The sequence below is a fragment of the Pseudonocardia endophytica genome, assembly GCF_004339565.1.
In the GTDB taxonomy this organism is placed as follows: Bacteria; Actinomycetota; Actinomycetes; order Mycobacteriales; family Pseudonocardiaceae; genus Pseudonocardia; species Pseudonocardia endophytica.
The window spans coordinates 3454733-3469340 of the sequence record NZ_SMFZ01000001.1; the positions used below are offsets into that span (position 1 = coordinate 3454733).

At 72.5% G+C, this 14608-nt stretch carries 16 protein-coding genes; 11 read left to right on the forward strand and 5 right to left on the reverse strand.

Translation table 11 applies throughout. The features are described from left to right. Positions 1-45: 45 nt before the first annotated feature. Positions 46-942 carry an alpha/beta fold hydrolase gene (locus tag EV378_RS15975; RefSeq protein ID WP_132425939.1) on the forward strand — a complete coding sequence of 299 codons (897 nt, stop codon included), beginning with the start codon at positions 46-48 and terminating at the stop codon, positions 940-942. 124 nt (positions 943-1066) lie between these two features. On the opposite strand, the gene EV378_RS15980 is transcribed toward EV378_RS15975, so the two are convergent. After that, positions 1067-1747, reverse strand: a complete 681-nt coding sequence (locus EV378_RS15980) for a GNAT family N-acetyltransferase (RefSeq protein WP_132425942.1) — start codon at positions 1745-1747, stop codon at positions 1067-1069. Positions 1748-1803: 56 nt separating this feature from the next. On the opposite strand from EV378_RS15980, the gene EV378_RS15985 reads away from it, so the two are divergent. The 6 genes from EV378_RS15985 to EV378_RS16010 all read left to right on the forward strand — a co-directional run bounded on the left by EV378_RS15985 (position 1804) and on the right by EV378_RS16010 (position 7605). Then, on the forward strand, positions 1804-2829 hold the full coding sequence (locus EV378_RS15985; protein ID WP_132425945.1) for an NAD(P)H-quinone oxidoreductase: 1026 nt from the start codon (positions 1804-1806) through the stop codon (positions 2827-2829). A 14-nt stretch (positions 2830-2843) separates the two neighbouring features. Further along, positions 2844-3383, forward strand: a complete 540-nt coding sequence (locus EV378_RS15990; RefSeq protein ID WP_132425948.1) for a bacterial proteasome activator family protein — start codon at positions 2844-2846, stop codon at positions 3381-3383. Between the two features lie 60 nt (positions 3384-3443). Further along, positions 3444-4307 (forward strand): galactan export ABC transporter permease subunit Wzm/RfbD, encoded by an 864-nt coding sequence (gene wzm, locus EV378_RS15995; RefSeq protein WP_132425951.1) that lies wholly within the window; start codon positions 3444-3446, stop codon positions 4305-4307. 4 nt (positions 4308-4311) lie between these two features. After that, entirely contained in the window at positions 4312-5076 is a 765-nt protein-coding gene (gene wzt / locus EV378_RS16000) for a galactan export ABC transporter ATP-binding subunit Wzt/RfbE (RefSeq protein ID WP_132425954.1), read from the forward strand. Continuing rightward, positions 5073-5987 (forward strand): galactofuranosyltransferase GlfT1, encoded by a 915-nt coding sequence (gene glfT1, locus EV378_RS16005; protein WP_132425957.1) that lies wholly within the window; start codon positions 5073-5075, stop codon positions 5985-5987. The genes wzt and glfT1 overlap by 4 nt, the downstream gene beginning before the upstream one ends. A gap of 664 nt (positions 5988-6651) precedes the next feature. Continuing rightward, positions 6652-7605, forward strand: coding sequence for a type IV toxin-antitoxin system AbiEi family antitoxin domain-containing protein (locus EV378_RS16010; RefSeq protein ID WP_207908684.1), 954 nt, complete (start codon positions 6652-6654; stop codon positions 7603-7605). Between the two features lie 515 nt (positions 7606-8120). On the opposite strand, the gene EV378_RS16015 is transcribed toward EV378_RS16010, so the two are convergent. Then, positions 8121-8573 carry a GtrA family protein gene (locus tag EV378_RS16015; RefSeq protein WP_132425960.1) on the reverse strand — a complete coding sequence of 151 codons (453 nt, stop codon included), beginning with the start codon at positions 8571-8573 and terminating at the stop codon, positions 8121-8123. Between the two features lie 113 nt (positions 8574-8686). Here EV378_RS16015 and EV378_RS16020 point away from each other — a divergent pair, with 113 nt between their 5' ends. The 4 genes from EV378_RS16020 to EV378_RS16035 are packed head-to-tail and all read left to right on the forward strand — an operon-like array spanning position 8687 to position 11251. Further along, a complete protein-coding gene (locus tag EV378_RS16020; RefSeq protein WP_132425963.1) occupies positions 8687-9301 on the forward strand; it encodes a hypothetical protein in 615 nt (204 codons plus the stop codon). After that, positions 9298-9612, forward strand: a complete 315-nt coding sequence (locus EV378_RS16025) for a transcriptional regulator (protein ID WP_132425966.1) — start codon at positions 9298-9300, stop codon at positions 9610-9612. Before EV378_RS16020 ends, EV378_RS16025 begins: the two co-directional genes overlap by 4 nt. After that, positions 9609-10484 (forward strand): ABC transporter ATP-binding protein, encoded by an 876-nt coding sequence (locus EV378_RS16030; protein WP_132425969.1) that lies wholly within the window; start codon positions 9609-9611, stop codon positions 10482-10484. Before EV378_RS16025 ends, EV378_RS16030 begins: the two co-directional genes overlap by 4 nt. Further along, complete coding sequence (locus EV378_RS16035; RefSeq protein WP_132425972.1) at positions 10481-11251, forward strand: ABC transporter permease; 771 nt, start codon at positions 10481-10483, stop codon at positions 11249-11251. Before EV378_RS16030 ends, EV378_RS16035 begins: the two co-directional genes overlap by 4 nt. A gap of 27 nt (positions 11252-11278) precedes the next feature. Here the strand turns inward: EV378_RS16035 and EV378_RS16040 are convergent, their stop codons facing one another. From EV378_RS16040 to EV378_RS16050, 3 genes are all read right to left on the reverse strand, one after another. Beyond that, positions 11279-11920: a maleylpyruvate isomerase family mycothiol-dependent enzyme gene (locus tag EV378_RS16040; protein ID WP_132425975.1), complete on the reverse strand. Its 642-nt coding sequence runs from the start codon at positions 11918-11920 to the stop codon at positions 11279-11281. A 175-nt stretch (positions 11921-12095) separates the two neighbouring features. Then, entirely contained in the window at positions 12096-12698 is a 603-nt protein-coding gene (locus EV378_RS16045; protein WP_243653487.1) for a DUF1707 SHOCT-like domain-containing protein, read from the reverse strand. Between the two features lie 18 nt (positions 12699-12716). After that, entirely contained in the window at positions 12717-14579 is a 1863-nt protein-coding gene (locus EV378_RS16050; protein WP_132425982.1) for a hypothetical protein, read from the reverse strand. Positions 14580-14608 lie beyond the last annotated feature (29 nt).

Here is a 14608-nt window from a genome sequence, read left to right on the forward strand (position 1 = left end):
GTAAAGCTGATACAGTCCGATCGTATCGACAACGGGAGAGGCGACATGCGGGTCGGACACTTCACCAGTCACGCCGGACGAAGCGAGTTCCAGCGCCGCTACGCGGAGGCGATGGCGCTGTCCCCGGAACCGGACGTGCTCACGGACGTGAACACACCGTTCGGGACGGTGCGGACGTTCCGGTTCGGGCCGCCGTCGGACGCCCCGTTCGTGGTCGTGCCGGGGATGGGGGCACCGGCGTCGCTGTGGACGGCGACCATCGCCGGGCTGGCCGCGCACCGCACCGTGTACGCGCTCGACACGCTCGGCGGGGCGGGCGCCAGCATGCAACGGGTCCCGATCCGGACGACCGCGGACCAGGTTCACTGGCTGCGGGCGTTCCTCGATGCGGGCGACCTGCCGTCGGTCCACCTCGTCGGATCGTCGCTGGGCGCCTGGCACGCGCTGTTGCTCGCCGCGCGGGCGCCGGCGGGGGTCGCGTCGCTGGCCATGGTGGAGCCGACGCACACGCTGACGCGGATGCCGCCGTCCGTGGTGTTCGCATCGTGGGGTGCGACGGCGTCCGGGCCGGAGTGGTTGCGGCGCAGGTTCCTGACGCTGACGGGCGGACAGCCGGGAGCCGACGACCCGATCAGCCGGGTCGTGGCGACCGGGATGCGGACGTTCTCCCCGGCGCTCCCGGCGCCGTCCTACCCGAGCGACGACGATCTCCGCGCCGTGCGCGTGCCGACGCTCGTCCTGCTGGGCGGTCGCAGCACGGTGCACGACGCGTCGAGGGCGCGTGCCCGCGCCGAGCGTCTGCTCCCGGACGTCCGCGTCGAGGTGTGGCCGGACGCGACGCACGCCCTGCCCTTCACGCACACCGGAGCGGTGGTCGAGCAGCTGGTCGCGCACGCCGACGCCGTCGATGCGGCACGGACGTCGGACCTGTCGGCCGGCTGATCGACGGTTGCGTCCTGATCGTGGCGGGATATGGCACCGATCGGGACCCGATCGTCGATCATGAGCTGGGAGGCCCATCGCGGTCCCGGTCGGGCGGGTCCCGTCGCGACGTCGATCGGGCCGCTCAGGCGGGTGGGTCGGCCGCCAGGAGCCCGGCGAGTTCCGGGGTGTAGCCGGTCACGTCGAGCTCCCACTCCGGTCGCACGAAGTCCTCGGGCCGCAGGAGAAGGCGGCGCACGGTCACGGGCTCGCCGCGAGGTGCGACGAGTGCCGTCCCGTCGTCGGAATACCCGAGGCGACGCGACACACGGGCCGACGCGCCGTCGTCGCCGAGGTGGGCGGAACGCGCCGTGACCGCACCGAGCACGTCGAACGCGAACGTCAGCACGGCCGCGCGCATCTCGGTGCCGAGCCCGCGGCCCTGGTACTCCCGGCCCAGGTAGGAGCCCGTCTCGACCTCGCGCAGGACCCCGAAGCGCTCGGCGGTCATCGACTGCACGCCGGCCACGCACCCGTCGAACCACACGAGGAAGTGCAGTGACCAGAGCTCCGGAGAGACCACCGCCCGCTGGGACCAGAAATGCTGGAGCATGCCGCGGCCGACGTAGCGCGGGTCGGCGTCGCTCCAGGCGACCTGGAACGGCATCGCCTCGGCCGGGTGGACGCCGCGGTGGACGAGCCGGACGAGCTCGAGCAGGCCCGCATCGTCGTCGGGGAGCAGCGACAGACGCGGCGTGCGCAGCGACAGTCCCCACTGCGGCCACGGGTCGGGGACCGGGTCGATCGGGGCCGGGTGCCACGTCATGCCCGACGAGGCTGCCGGATCGCCGTGGGGGACGGCGACCCAATACCGTCGCGGCCATGTACGCGATCACGCTGTCCGAGTTCGGCGGTCCGGAGAACATGAGCTGGGCCGAGGTCGACGATCCGCAGCCGGGGCCGGGCGAGGTCGCGATCGACGTCGTCGCATCCGCCGTGAACCGCGCCGATCTGCTCCAGCGGCAGGGGAACTACCCGGTCCCGCCCGGCGCGTCGGAGATCCTGGGCCTGGAGTGCTCGGGGCGGATCAGCGCGCTCGGTGACGGCGTCGCCGAGCGGAGCGCAGGCGCCATCGGACAGAGTGACGGCTGGTCGGTCGGCGATCCGGTGTGCGCGCTGCTGGCGGGCGGTGGGTACGCGCAGAAGGTCGTGGTGCCCGCCGTGCAGGTACTGCCGGTGCCGGACGGCGTCTCGCTGGAGGACGCGGGCGGGCTGCCCGAGGTGGCGTGCACGGTCTGGTCGAACGTGTTCCAGGTCGGCGGGCTGCGCGAGGGGCAGACGTTCCTGGTCCAGGGCGGGTCCAGCGGCATCGGCACGCACGCGATCCAGGTCGCCAAGGCGCGGGGTGCACGCGTCGCCGCCACGGCCGGGAACCCGGACCGTCTGCAGACCTGCCGTGACCTGGGCGCCGACATCGCGATCGACTACCACGACGACGTCGCCGACGAGCTGGGGAAGGCCACCGAGGGCCACGGTGCCGACGTCATCCTCGACAACATGGGGGCGAAGGGCCTGGACAACAACCTGTCCGCGCTCGCGTCCGACGGCCGCCTGATGATCATCGGCATGCAGGGCGGCGTGAAGGGCGAGTTCAACATCGGCAAGCTGCTCGGCAAGCGCGGCGGAGTGTTCGCGATGGGCCTGCGTGGACGGCCGGTCGAGGGGCCGGGCTCGAAGGCCGAGGTCGTCTCCGGCGTGCGCGAGAACGTGTGGCCGCTGGTCTCGTCCGGGAAGGTCCGGCCGGTCGTGTTCGACCGGTTCTCGATGGCCGACGCGGCCGATGCGCACCGGCGTCTCGACGAGGGCGGCGTCGTCGGCAAGCTGCTGCTCCTCAACCCCGACGCCTGAGGAAGAATGGACCCATGAGCGAGGAGCAGGGCAGCGAGGACCAGGTCATGGTCGTCGGAGCGGACGGTCGCCCGGTCGGCATGGCCAAGGTGCCGTCCGGCGAGGACGGCGAGGACCAAGGGCCGGCCAGCATGGTCGAGCAGCCGGCCAAGGTCATGCGGATCGGCACCATGATCAAGCAGCTGCTGGAGGAGGTCCGGGCCGCGCCGCTGGACGAGGCGTCCCGCGAGCGGCTCAAGGAGATCCACGAGAACTCCATCAAGGAGCTGGAGGACGGTCTGGCGCCGGAGCTGCGCGAGGAGCTGGAGCGCCTGTCCCTTCCGTTCACCGCGGACAGCACGCCGTCCGAGGGTGAGCTGCGGATCGCGCAGGCCCAGCTCGTCGGCTGGCTGGAGGGGCTGTTCCACGGGATCCAGACGGCGCTGTTCGCGCAGCAGATGGCCGCGCGCGCCCAGCTCGAACAGATGCGCAAGGGCCTGCCGCCGGGCATGGCCGGACAGATGGAGCAGGGCATGCCGGAGGGCATGGGGCGCGGGACCGGTCAGTACCTCTGACCGAGCGCCACACCCTCCTCCCTCGTCGGTCCGCGAACACGCCGTGAGTACCCTCGTCGGGTGGCCGTGACCGTGAGCGAGACGGGTGACACCGTGTCCCCGTCCCAGGTGTCCGGCCCGCGCAGCTGGCGACGGGCCTTCGCCGACATCGCGCAGGGCTGGCGTCAACGCTCCCTGTGGGGCTACCTGGGCTGGCAGGACATCAAGCAGCGCTACCGGCGGTCCGTGCTCGGCCCGCTGTGGATCTCCATCAGCATGGGCGTGATCGCGCTCGGGCTGGGGATCCTCTACTCGGCGTTGTTCCATGTGCCGCTGGCCCAGTTCCTGCCGCACGTCGCCGTCGGGCTGCTGATCTGGAACTTCGTGTCCGGCTGCATCCTCGAGGGCAGCGAGGTCTTCATCGCGAACGAGGGACTGATCAAGTTCCTGCCCGCGCCGTTGACCCTGCACGTCTACCGCCTGGTGTGGCGGCAGACGCTGTTCTTCCTGCACAACCTCGTCGTGTGGGCCGTTCTGATGATCGTGTTCCCGCGGCCGTTGGGCTGGGAGATCCTGCTTGCGGTCCCGGCGTTCGCCCTGTTGATGATCAACGGCGGGTGGGTCGCGATCCTGTCCGGCATCCTCGCGACGCGATTCCGGGACATCCCGCCGATCATCGCCAGCGTCACGCAGCTGGTCTTCTACCTGACGCCGATCGTGTGGCAGGTCGATATGCTGTCGAACAACGAGGCCGCGCAGGAGCGGGCGCACCTGGTCGAGCTGAACCCGGTGTTCCACTTCGTCGAGATCGTCCGCCAACCGCTGATCGGGGACCCGATCGTCGGGCGCTACTGGATCGTCGTCGGCGCGATCACGGTGGTCGGCTGGGCCGTCGCGCTCGTCTGCCTGCGCAACTACCGCTCCCGCGTCGCCTACTGGGTGTGACAACGTGACCGATCCCGCCATCCGGCTCAACGACGCCTGCGTCGACTTCCCGATCTTCGACGCGAAGACCCGCTCGTTGAAGAAATCCGTGCTCGGCCGCGCCGGTGGCCGCATCGGCACGGAGTCCAAGGTGCCGATCATCGAGGCGCTGCGCGACATCACGCTGTCCCTGAACCGGGGCGACCGCGTCGCACTCGTCGGCCACAACGGCGCCGGCAAGTCCACGCTGCTGCGACTGATGGCCGGCATCTACGAGCCGACGCGCGGCAAGGCCGCCGTGCGCGGCAAGGTCGCCCCGATCTTCGACCTCGCCGTCGGGATGGACCCGGAGATCTCCGGGATGGAGAACATCATCATCCGCGGCCTGTTCCTGGGCATGACCAAGAAGCAGATGGAAGCCCGGATCGACGACATCGCCGAGTTCACCGAGCTCGGCGACTACCTCGAGATGCCGCTGCGGGCGTACTCGACGGGCATGCGGGTGCGGCTCGCGCTCGGTGTCGTGACCAGCATCGACCCGGAGATCCTTCTGCTCGACGAGGGCATCGGCGCCGTCGACGCCGAGTTCCTGGCCAAGGCCCGTGGGCGGCTCAACGAGCTCGTCTCGCGCTCCGGGATCCTCGTGTTCGCCTCGCACTCCGACGAGTTCCTGGCCGACCTCTGCGACACCGCGCTCTGGATGGAGCACGGCCAGATCCGGGAGTTCGGGCCGCTGCACGACGTGCTGGACGGGTACAAGGGCCGCCGCGACACGGGCGGAGCGGCGTGACTCCTCTCCCCCCGGGCTCCGTCGTCGGGGTGATCGTCACGCGGCACCGTGCCGACCTGCTGGTCGACTCGCTGACCGCGATGGCGAAGCAGACGCACCCGATCGCGCACCTCGTCGTCGTCGACAACGGGCCGGACCAGCCCGCACGCGACGCGGTCGAGGCCTGTGACCTGCCGACCACGTGGCTGCCGTCGTGGCACAACCTCGGCGGCGCGGGCGGTTTCGCGCTGGGCATGCTGCACGCGCTGGCACTCGGTGCGGACTGGGTGTTCCTCGGCGACGACGACGGGCACGCCGGTGACGAGACCGCGCTCGCGACGCTCATGGATCTGGCCGTCCGCCGCGACCTCGCGGCCGTCTCCCCGGTGGTGGCGGACAAGTCGGACCCGGACCGGTTGGCGTTCCCGCTGCGCCGTGGACTGACCTGGCACCGGACCCGGACCGCGCTCCTCGCGGGCGACGGTGACCCGGAGCTCCTGCCCGGGATCGCGTCGTTCTTCAACGGGGCGCTGTTCCGTGCGTCCACGTTGGACGTGATCGGCGTGCCGGACCTGCGCCTGTTCGTCCGCGGCGACGAGGTGGAGATCCACCGTCGGATGGTGCGCTCAGGCCTGCCGTTCGGAACCGCCCTGCGGGCCACCTACCTGCACCCCTACGGATCCGACGAGTTCAAGCCCATGCTCGGCGGGCGCCTGCACGCGCAGGACCCGGGCGACTCGGTGAAGCGGTACTACACCTACCGCAACCGCGGGTACCTGATGTCCCAACCGGGTATGCGCAGGATCGGGCTGCTGGAGATCCCCAGGTTCGCCTGGTACTTCCTGGTGACGCGACGGGACCCCCGAGCCTTCCGCGACTGGCTGAGACTCCTGAACCAGGGCCGAGCAGAACGCTTCCACCGGGCCCCGTAGCTCGGGTCGCCGCACACCTCCGCCGCATGCCGCACCCCGTGGCCCGGCGCCGCACCCCGCTGCCCGCTGCCTGTCCCCCGCTGCCCGCTGCCACACCCCACCGCCGCTGCCGCACCCCTGGCCCCGCGCCGCACCCCGTAGCCCCGCGCCGCACCCCACCGCCCGCTGCCGCACCCCGTCACTTGGTGCCGCACCCCGCGTCGGCGTGCCGCACCGGTTGCAGCGGGTGCGACACGCCGGGCGGGGGTGCGGCACGTGGTCAGCCGAGTCGCTTCCGGAGCCGGGCGACCATCTCGCCGCTGCAGCACCCCGTCGCCCACTGCCGCACCCCGCCAATCGGCGCCGCACCCCGCGTCGGCGTGCCGCACCGGTTGCAGCGGGTGCGACACGCCGGGCGGGGGTGCGGCACGTGGTCAGCCGAGTCACTTCCGGAGCCGGGCGACCACCTCGCCGCTGCCGCATCCGGTCGGCCGCTGCCGCACCCCGCCAATCGGCGCCGCATCCCGCCAATCGGCGCCGCACCCCGCGTCGGCGTGTCGCACCGGTTGCGACGGATGCGGCACGCCGGGAAGGGGTGCGACAGCTCCGTCCACAACCCGATCCGGCTGTCCACAGTTCGGCGGAAAGCGGGTCCGCCCACCGGTCGGCGAGAGACCGTAGGAGCGTGGAACCTCTAGTGACGATCGCACCGGACGCCGACGGCCTGCTCCGCCGGTCGGCACTGCGGGCCGCCGGTTACGGCGACGCGGAGATCGACCGGATGCGCCGCGTCGGTGTGCTGGTCGGCGTGCGGCGCGGGGTCTACCGGAGGGCGGACTCGGCAGACCCGTCGTCCGTGGAGGAGCACGAGCTCCGCAGCCGGGCAGCAGCGCCGGAGCTGTCCGTCGAAGCCGTGTACGGCCATGCCACGGCCGCGGTCCTGCTCGGGCTACCGCTGTGGCGGACACCGCTCCGCCGGCTGCACGTGATCCGTGACCGCTCCGGTGGCGGGCGACGACGACCCAGCGTGCACGTCCACGTCGCTCCCCTTCCTCCGGAGGACATCGTCGAGATCGACGGGATGCGGCTGACCTCGCCGGCGCGGACCGTCGCCGACCTGGCCCGGACCCTGCCCGTCGAGCAGGCACTCGTCGTGGCGGACGGGGCACTGCACCGGGCCGTCCGCAACGAGCGCCTGGACGAGAGCGATCCCGGCGCGACGACGGCGAGCGCCGTGACGGCCTGTCTCGACCGGTTCGCCGGCCGGCGCGGAACCGCCGCGGCGATCCGCCTCGTCGAGTTCGCGGACCGCGCCAGCGAGAGCCCGGGTGAGACACGGAGCCGCTTCCGGATACACGTCGCGGGATTGCCGTCGCCGGTCACCCAGTGGCGCATCCCGGGCACCCGTTACCGGGGCGACTTCGGGTGGCCCGAGCTCGGTGTCGTCGGCGAGTTCGACGGCCTGGTGAAGTACGGCCGGGGACGCTCCGCCGTCGACGAGGACATGGCCGAGGTCGTCTGGCGGGAGAAGCAGCGCGAGGACCGGATCCGGGAGACCGGGCTGACCGTCGTCCGGTGGACGTGGCAGGAGATCGGCAGCGGCGAGATGGTCGCCCGGCTCTGGAAGCGACTCGGCTGACCACGTGCCGCACCCCCGCCCGGCGTGTCGCACCCGCTGCAACCGGTGCGGCACGCCGAGGACAGGTGCGGCGCCAGGTGACGGGGTGCGGCAGGGGCCGACGGAGTGCGGCAGCGGCGAGATGGTCACCCGGCTCCGGAAGCGACTCGGCTGACCACATGTCGCACCCCCGCCCGGCGTGTCGCACCCGCCGCAACCGGTGCGACACGCCGAGGACAGGTGCGGCACCAAGTAACGGGGTGCGGCAGCGGGCCGACCGGATGCGGCAGCGGCGCGATGGTCGCCCGGCTCCGGAAGCGACTCGGCTGACCACGTGCCGCACCCCCGCCCGGCGTGTCGCACCCGCTGCAACCGGTGCGGCACGCCGAGGACAGGTGCGGCACCAAGTGACGGGGTGCGGCGCGGGGCCAGGGGGTGCTGCAGCGGCCGACGGAGTGCGGCAACGGCCGACGGGGCGCGGCAGCGGGTGACGGGGTGCGGCGCCGGGGCACCGGGTGCGGCGGGCGGCGGAGGCGTCAGCGGGCGCGGAAGACGACGGTGCGGAGCATCACGAAGTTGATCACCGTCGCGGTGCCCTGGGCGATCACCCAGGCGACCGACTCGGCCAGTGTGCCGGGGGGAAGGGGGATCAGGGCGAGGGCCAGGGAGTTCACGCCCACGTTGACGGCGAACGTGGTGCCGTACAACGCAACGAAGGCGGCGAAGCGGCCCTTGCCGCCCGTGTCGGAGCCGGTGAACGTGTACCGCTTGTTGAGCAGGTAGGCGGTCGTCGTGCCGAGGATGAAGCTGATCCCCTTCGACACCGGCACGTAGAGCCCGAGGTTCAGCAGCAGGTGGTAGACGCTGAAGTCGATCACCGCGGCCAGCACGCCGATGACGACGAAGCTGCCGATCTGCCGGAACAGACCGTTCCGCGGAGCGGGGCTCGTGGCCGTGGGGTCGACCCGCAAGGGCCCGGAGGCGGTCACCCGTCGAGGGTAGCGCCGGACCGGGGACGTCCCGGGGCTGGCCCGCTCCTCTGGACTCGCCAACGAGTTTGCGCTACAAAGTAGCTGTCAACGCAGACGACTTGGGGGACGAGATGGACGAGCGGACGATCGACGACGGCGCGCCGGTGTCGGCCGCCGACGCGCTGGCGATCATCGAGCGCGAGCAGGCACGGACGGAGCCGGACATCGGGCCGTTCTTCCTGCTATGGGGGGCGCTGTGGCTGGTCATCGGCCTGGGATGGTTCGCGGCGGGACAGGGCGTCGTCGACCCGCGGGCGGCGGGGATCGCCACGCTCGTCGCGGTCGTGGTCGGCAGCGTGGCCAGCACGCTGCTCGGCCGGCGGATCGGGCGCGGGGTGTCCGGGCCGTCGTCGCGGCAGGGTCTGATGTACGGGCTGTGCTGGCTGGTCGCGCTCGTCGCGACGGGGGCGATCGTCGGTGGGATGGCCCGGTTCGGCGACCCGGTCAGCTCGACGATCGCGCCGGCGCTGTTCGTGTTCGTCGTCGGCGTGATGTACACGGCGGGCGGGGTGTTCTGGCGGAGCACGCTGGACTTCGGCCTCGGCGTCGTCGTCCAGGTGATCGCGGTGCTGGCGGTGTTCGTCGACGCGCCGTGGAACTCGCTGCTCGTCGGCGTGCTGGGGGGCGGCGCGCTGATCGTGGTCGGTGCGTACCGGTCGATCCGCTACCGGCGGGCGAACCGGTGACCGCCGCGGAGCTCGACCCGGTCATCCACGCGCAGGCACGGCTGCGGGTCACCGCCAGCCTGGCCACGCTCGGCGAGGGGGACCGGATGACGTTCCCGCGGCTGCAGGAGCTGCTCGGGATGACCGCGGGGAACCTGTCGACGCACCTGCGCAAGCTCGAGGACGCCGGGTACGTCGCGATCACCAAGACCCACCAGCGGCGCACGCCGGTGACCTACGTGGAGCTGACGCGCGTCGGCCGGAGGGCGTTCGAGGACTACACGGCGACGCTGCGCTCGCTGCTCGACCCGACCGCGGAGGTGCCGCGATGATGCCGGTGCGGTTGTCCGGGGTGACCCGGAGCTACGGGGACACCGTCGCGCTGGACGGTGTGGACCTGGACGTCGTCGAGGGGTCGACGACCGGGTTGCTCGGCCCGAACGGCGCGGGCAAGTCCACGCTGATCGGTCTCGTCGCCGGCCTGCGCCGGGCGGACGCGGGCACGATCGAGCTGTTCGGTGGCGATCCGCGGGTGGCGGCGAACCGGGTGGCGCTCGGCATGACGCCGCAGGAGACCGGGCTGCCGGACGCGCTGCGCGTCGGCGAGGTGGCGCGGTTCGTCGCAGGCCACTTCCCGGACCCGATGCCGTCGGGTGAGCTGCTGGAGCGGTTCGGTCTGTCCGGGCTGGAGCGCAAGCAGACCGGGAGTCTGTCCGGCGGGCAGAAGCGGCGGCTCGCGGTGGCGCTGGCGTTCGCCGGGCGGCCGCGGCTCGTGCTGCTCGACGAGCCGACGACCGGCCTGGACGTCGACGGTCGCCGCGCGCTCTGGGAGGGCGTGCGCGCGTTCCACGCCGACGGCGGCACGGTGCTTCTGACCACGCACTACCTGGAGGAGATCGAGAGTCTGGCCCAGCGGGTCGTCGTGCTGGCGAACGGGCGCGTGGTGGCCGACGGGAGCGTCGACGACGTCCGCGGGCTCGTGAAGCGCAGCCGCGTCACGCTGACCGCTCCCGTCCTGCCGGAGCTCGACGGCGTGATCCACACCGAGCGCGACGGCGTCGCCTGGGAGCTGCACACCGCCGACGCCGACGCGCTCGTGCGCGAGCTGGTCACCCGGAACGTCGCGTTCAGCGACCTCCAGGTCCGCCGCGCCTCGCTGGAAGAGGCGTTCCTGACCATCACGTCCGCAGGGATGTCCCGATGACCACCGCGACGCTGCCGGTCGGCACCGGCGCCACCGTGCTGGCCCACTACCGCTACCTGCTGCTCGAACAGCTCCGGATCCCGATCGCGGTGCTGTCCTCGGCCACGTTCCCGGCGCTGTCGCTGCTGTTCTTCGTGGTGCCGTTCGACACAGGGGCCGATCCCGCAGCGTCGGCGACGGCCGTCGCGCAGCTCTGTGTGTTCGGTGTCCTGACCGGGTTCCTGTTCACGTTCGGCATCGGCGTCGCCGACGACCGGGAGAAGCCGTGGGACCCGTACCTGCGCACACTCCCGGCACCGGCCACGGCGCGGATCGCCGGTCGACTGCTCGTCGGACTGACGTTCGGGGTGGTCTCGATCATCCCGGTGCTGGCCGTCGGGGCGTTGTTCACGTCGGCGAGCGCACCGGTCGGCACGATCCTGCTCGGCGTGGTGGCCGTGCTGGTGGCCGGGATCCCGTTCCTGTTCGCCGGGCTGGCGATCGGCTACTCGCTGCCGACGAAGGCCGCCGTCCCGGTCACCCAGCTGATCTTCCTGCCGATCGCGTTCGGCGGAGGCCTGCTGCTCCCGCCGGATCTGTTCCCGGGCTGGCTGCAGGTCGTGTCGTCGCTGCTGCCCTCGCGCGGAGCCCGTGACCTGGTGGTGTGGACGGTGTCCGGCGCGACGCCGTCGACCCTGGCCGTCGTGATGTTCGTGGTGTGGACGGTCGTCCTCGGCGGCCTCGCGGTGTGGGCGTACCGGCGCGACGAGGGCCGCCGCTACCGGTGATCGCGCCCCACACCGGGCGCGCGGCGGTCAGGCGATCCGCGACCGCAGGGTCTCGACGCCGGGGCCGGTCAGGTCGTCGAGGTACGACGACCGGCCGGCCATCGCCATGACCAGCGCGAGCGTCGTGCCCCGCACGAGGGGACCGTCACCCGTCGCGAACTCCTCGTCGGTCGCCTCCACCCGCAGGCCCTCGATCGCGGACCTGCTGGCGACGGTGAAGTTCCGGCTCGCGAAGAAGCGGGCCACCTCGGTCGTCGCCTCGGCGGACGGGGTGCGCTGCAGCCCGAGGGGCCTGCGGATGTCCTGGCCGTGCACGACGATCTCGCCGAGCCACGCGCCGGTGTCGCCCGTCGGGCCGGTGGTGCTCGTCTCGATCGCACGGAAGCGCTCGAGCGTCACCGACGGCGTCGCGCCGCGGTGCTCGGCGAGGCGGCGGTCGTTGTGCACGCCGTCGTCGAACCGGGCGCCGATCATGCTGCGGAGCCAGCGCCACCGCTCGATGCTCGCCGCCGCCGTCAGGTGCGCGACGACCTCCTCCACGCTCCACCGCCCACACAGCGACGGCGCGGCCCACTGCTCGGGCGTCAGCCCGGCGAGGTCCTCGGCGAGGGCGGCGCGCTCGGCGTGGACGAATGCCCAGTGGGCCTCACGGGACGGGGCGGTGGGCATGGCGGCTCCTCGGGCTCGGTGACTACCCGGTTCGACCGCGCGGCCGAGCGGAAGTCATCGGTGATCGGCGGTCGGGCGTGGATCGGCGCCGTGGGTGGCGCCGATCGCCACCGAACGGGCGATCACCGGTGGAGACGGGCGGGGCGGCGCGAGGCTCAGCGGCGCGGAACCGGGTTCAGAAGTGCCGGCCGGCGAACACGAACCTCCGGCGCACCGTCACCGACCCCATGCTGGAGCGGCCGTAGATCCGGAAGTGCGGGTGCCCGTGACTCGGCCGGGACCCGACCTTGCTGCGCACCGAACCCATCGAGGTCTCCATGCCGTCGACGTCGGCGGTGGCGTCGTCGGGCACGAGGAGCTTCGCCGAGCCGGCACCGAGTTGCAGCTCCACCTCGATCACCGGGTGGCGCAGCGTCGTGTCGCAGAAGTCGAGGTGCACGGAGCCCATGGAGCTCTGCACCCGCAGTCGCGCCGGGACGTCCCAGTCACCGGTGCGCTTCAGCGCGTGCATCCCGGCCCGCAGCACGGTCGGTGGGCCGACCGGGGTGGACAGCACGTTCGCCGACAGGTTCAGCGGGTCGCCGGGCAGGTCGGACAGCACCGGGACGAGGTCGCTGCCGAAGCGGGCGGCGTAGACGATCGCGAGCCGCTCCTCGAGTTCCTCGACCGTGATCCGGCCCTCGGACATCGCGTGCTGCAACCGTTCCGCGGCGCGCTCGCGATCGGCGTGCGAGATCCTGACGTCACGCCGGTCGGGGGCAGGGGGCTGCGGCTCCATCACGGAGCAGGGTAATCCTCACCCCGGGCCGAGGCGGAACAGCCAGACCCCTCCGTCGAACCTGCCGGGGTCGCCGGTCACTCGGCGGGACCAGTCGAGCACCGCCGGGTCGGTGGCCGGGTCCTGCGGAACGACCGCGACGACCGTGACGCCGACCGCCCGCAGGTCGCCCGCCGCGGCGGCGGTGTAGCGGTCGCTCGGTTGGTTCTTGCCGTCGGCGACCCACTGAGCGCCGATCTGGTAGCGGTTCCACGCCGACTCGATGACCACGTCGTCCTCGGGGTCGGACGCGATGTAGTAGCCACCGGGCGTCCGGAACGCCATGCCGGACGCGACCTGCCAGCGCAGGCCCTGCGCGCCGTCGTCCCATGCCGCGGTCGTGCGCGGGTAGAGCTCGAGTACGTCGTCCGGGGAGAACGCCGTTCCGGGCGCGGCGAACAGGGCCGGAACGGGGGCGGGCTGCACCTCCTGGGCGTCGGCCGGGATCCAGGACAGCAGCGCGAACCCGGTCAGCGCGACGGCACCGATCCGCGCCGCACCGGACGGCGCGACCGTCGGCAGATGATCGATCCACATCGCGACGACGACGGCGACGCACATCCCGACGACGACCTGGATCCGCACCGGCTCGATCTCGGACAGCAGCGGGACGTGCCGCATCACCGTCCACGGCAACGTGATCCCGGCAGCCGCGCCGAGGAACGTGACGCCGGTGCCGAGCGAGCAGAACCACGCGAGCGCACCGACGGTGGCGACCACCCGGAGGACCGTGGACCGGACGACCAGCACCGCGACGACCACCAGCGCCAGCATCGCGATCCCGACGTAGCCGCCCTGCTCGCCGACGTGCCCGGCCAGCTCGTCGGCGAGCCCGTCCGGGGCCGGGCGGATCGCCGTCATCCGGGTCGGGACGAGCAGGTTGGCCAGGTCGGCGCCGGTCGCGTCGATGTTGCGGATCGATCCGCGCGGGCGCACCGGACCGGCCAGGATCAGGTACAGCGGGTAGGCGCCGACGACGGCGAAGACCCCGACACAGGCGGCGGCCGCGCGAGCCAGCCCCGGCAGCGCCGGGCGTACCCGGCGCGGGAACCGCAGCGCGAGCACGACGGCGGTCATCACGAGGAACACGACGCCGATGGCCAGCATCTGCGTGTACAGAACCAGCTGCGCCACGAGCACGAGCCCGGTGACCGCGCCGAGGAGCCACGGTCGTCGAACAGGAGCGGCTCGTTTCACCCGCCCCGCCGGCTCCGCATGCTCCGCCGGCTGCCATCCCCCGAACAGGTGGTGCGCGAGCAGCAGCAGGACCGGTGGCAGCAGCGACCACGTCAGGTTCAGGTGCCCGGCCACGGCGTGCGCCATGTGGAACGGCGCGAACGCGTACAACGCCCCGCCGATCCCCCGCGCGACCCAGCCCCGCACGTACGGCCGGAGCGCGAACACGAGCGCCACACCGGACGCGACCGGGCCGAGCACGACGCCCACGTTGTAGGCGACGACCGCCCCCGCCGTCAGCGTGACCGGCGAGAGCAGCACACCGAGCAGCGGCACGCTCGTGTTCCACAGCGCGTTCAGGCCGTACGGGTAGTGCATGTAGTCGGTGACCAGCGGGTTCTCGCCGTGCAGCACCGACCACGGCACCCAGTTCAGCCACCACGAGAACATGTCGGCGTCGGCCGTGACGCGTCCGATCAGGACGGTCGAGGGCGAGCCGAGCGCGCGGTGCTGCAGCGCCAGCGAGAACAGCAGATAGGCCAGAGCCAGGAGCAGCGGCGGGACCCACCGCCGTCGCGGACGCACGACGGGCAGCGCCGCCGTCGTCGCCTCGACCGTCTCCCGGGCGTGCCGGGGACGGCGTCGTTCCCCCGTCACACCCAGCACGGGGCCAGCATCCCACGCGGCGCGTGGGC

Excerpts from the sequence above, each read along its gene's own strand:
- EV378_RS15975 (WP_132425939.1), top strand. The coding sequence starts at position 46 with ATGCGGGTCGGACACTTCACCAGTCACGCCGGACGAAGCGAGTTCCAG.
- EV378_RS15980 (WP_132425942.1), bottom strand. The coding sequence starts at position 1,747 with ATGACGTGGCACCCGGCCCCGATCGACCCGGTCCCCGACCCGTGGCCG.
- EV378_RS15985 (WP_132425945.1), top strand. The coding sequence starts at position 1,804 with ATGTACGCGATCACGCTGTCCGAGTTCGGCGGTCCGGAGAACATGAGC.
- EV378_RS15990 (WP_132425948.1), top strand. The coding sequence starts at position 2,844 with ATGAGCGAGGAGCAGGGCAGCGAGGACCAGGTCATGGTCGTCGGAGCG.
- EV378_RS16020 (WP_132425963.1), top strand. The coding sequence starts at position 8,687 with ATGGACGAGCGGACGATCGACGACGGCGCGCCGGTGTCGGCCGCCGAC.
- EV378_RS16030 (WP_132425969.1), top strand. The coding sequence starts at position 9,609 with ATGATGCCGGTGCGGTTGTCCGGGGTGACCCGGAGCTACGGGGACACC.
- EV378_RS16035 (WP_132425972.1), top strand. The coding sequence starts at position 10,481 with ATGACCACCGCGACGCTGCCGGTCGGCACCGGCGCCACCGTGCTGGCC.
- EV378_RS16040 (WP_132425975.1), bottom strand. The coding sequence starts at position 11,920 with ATGCCCACCGCCCCGTCCCGTGAGGCCCACTGGGCATTCGTCCACGCC.
- EV378_RS16045 (WP_243653487.1), bottom strand. The coding sequence starts at position 12,698 with ATGGAGCCGCAGCCCCCTGCCCCCGACCGGCGTGACGTCAGGATCTCG.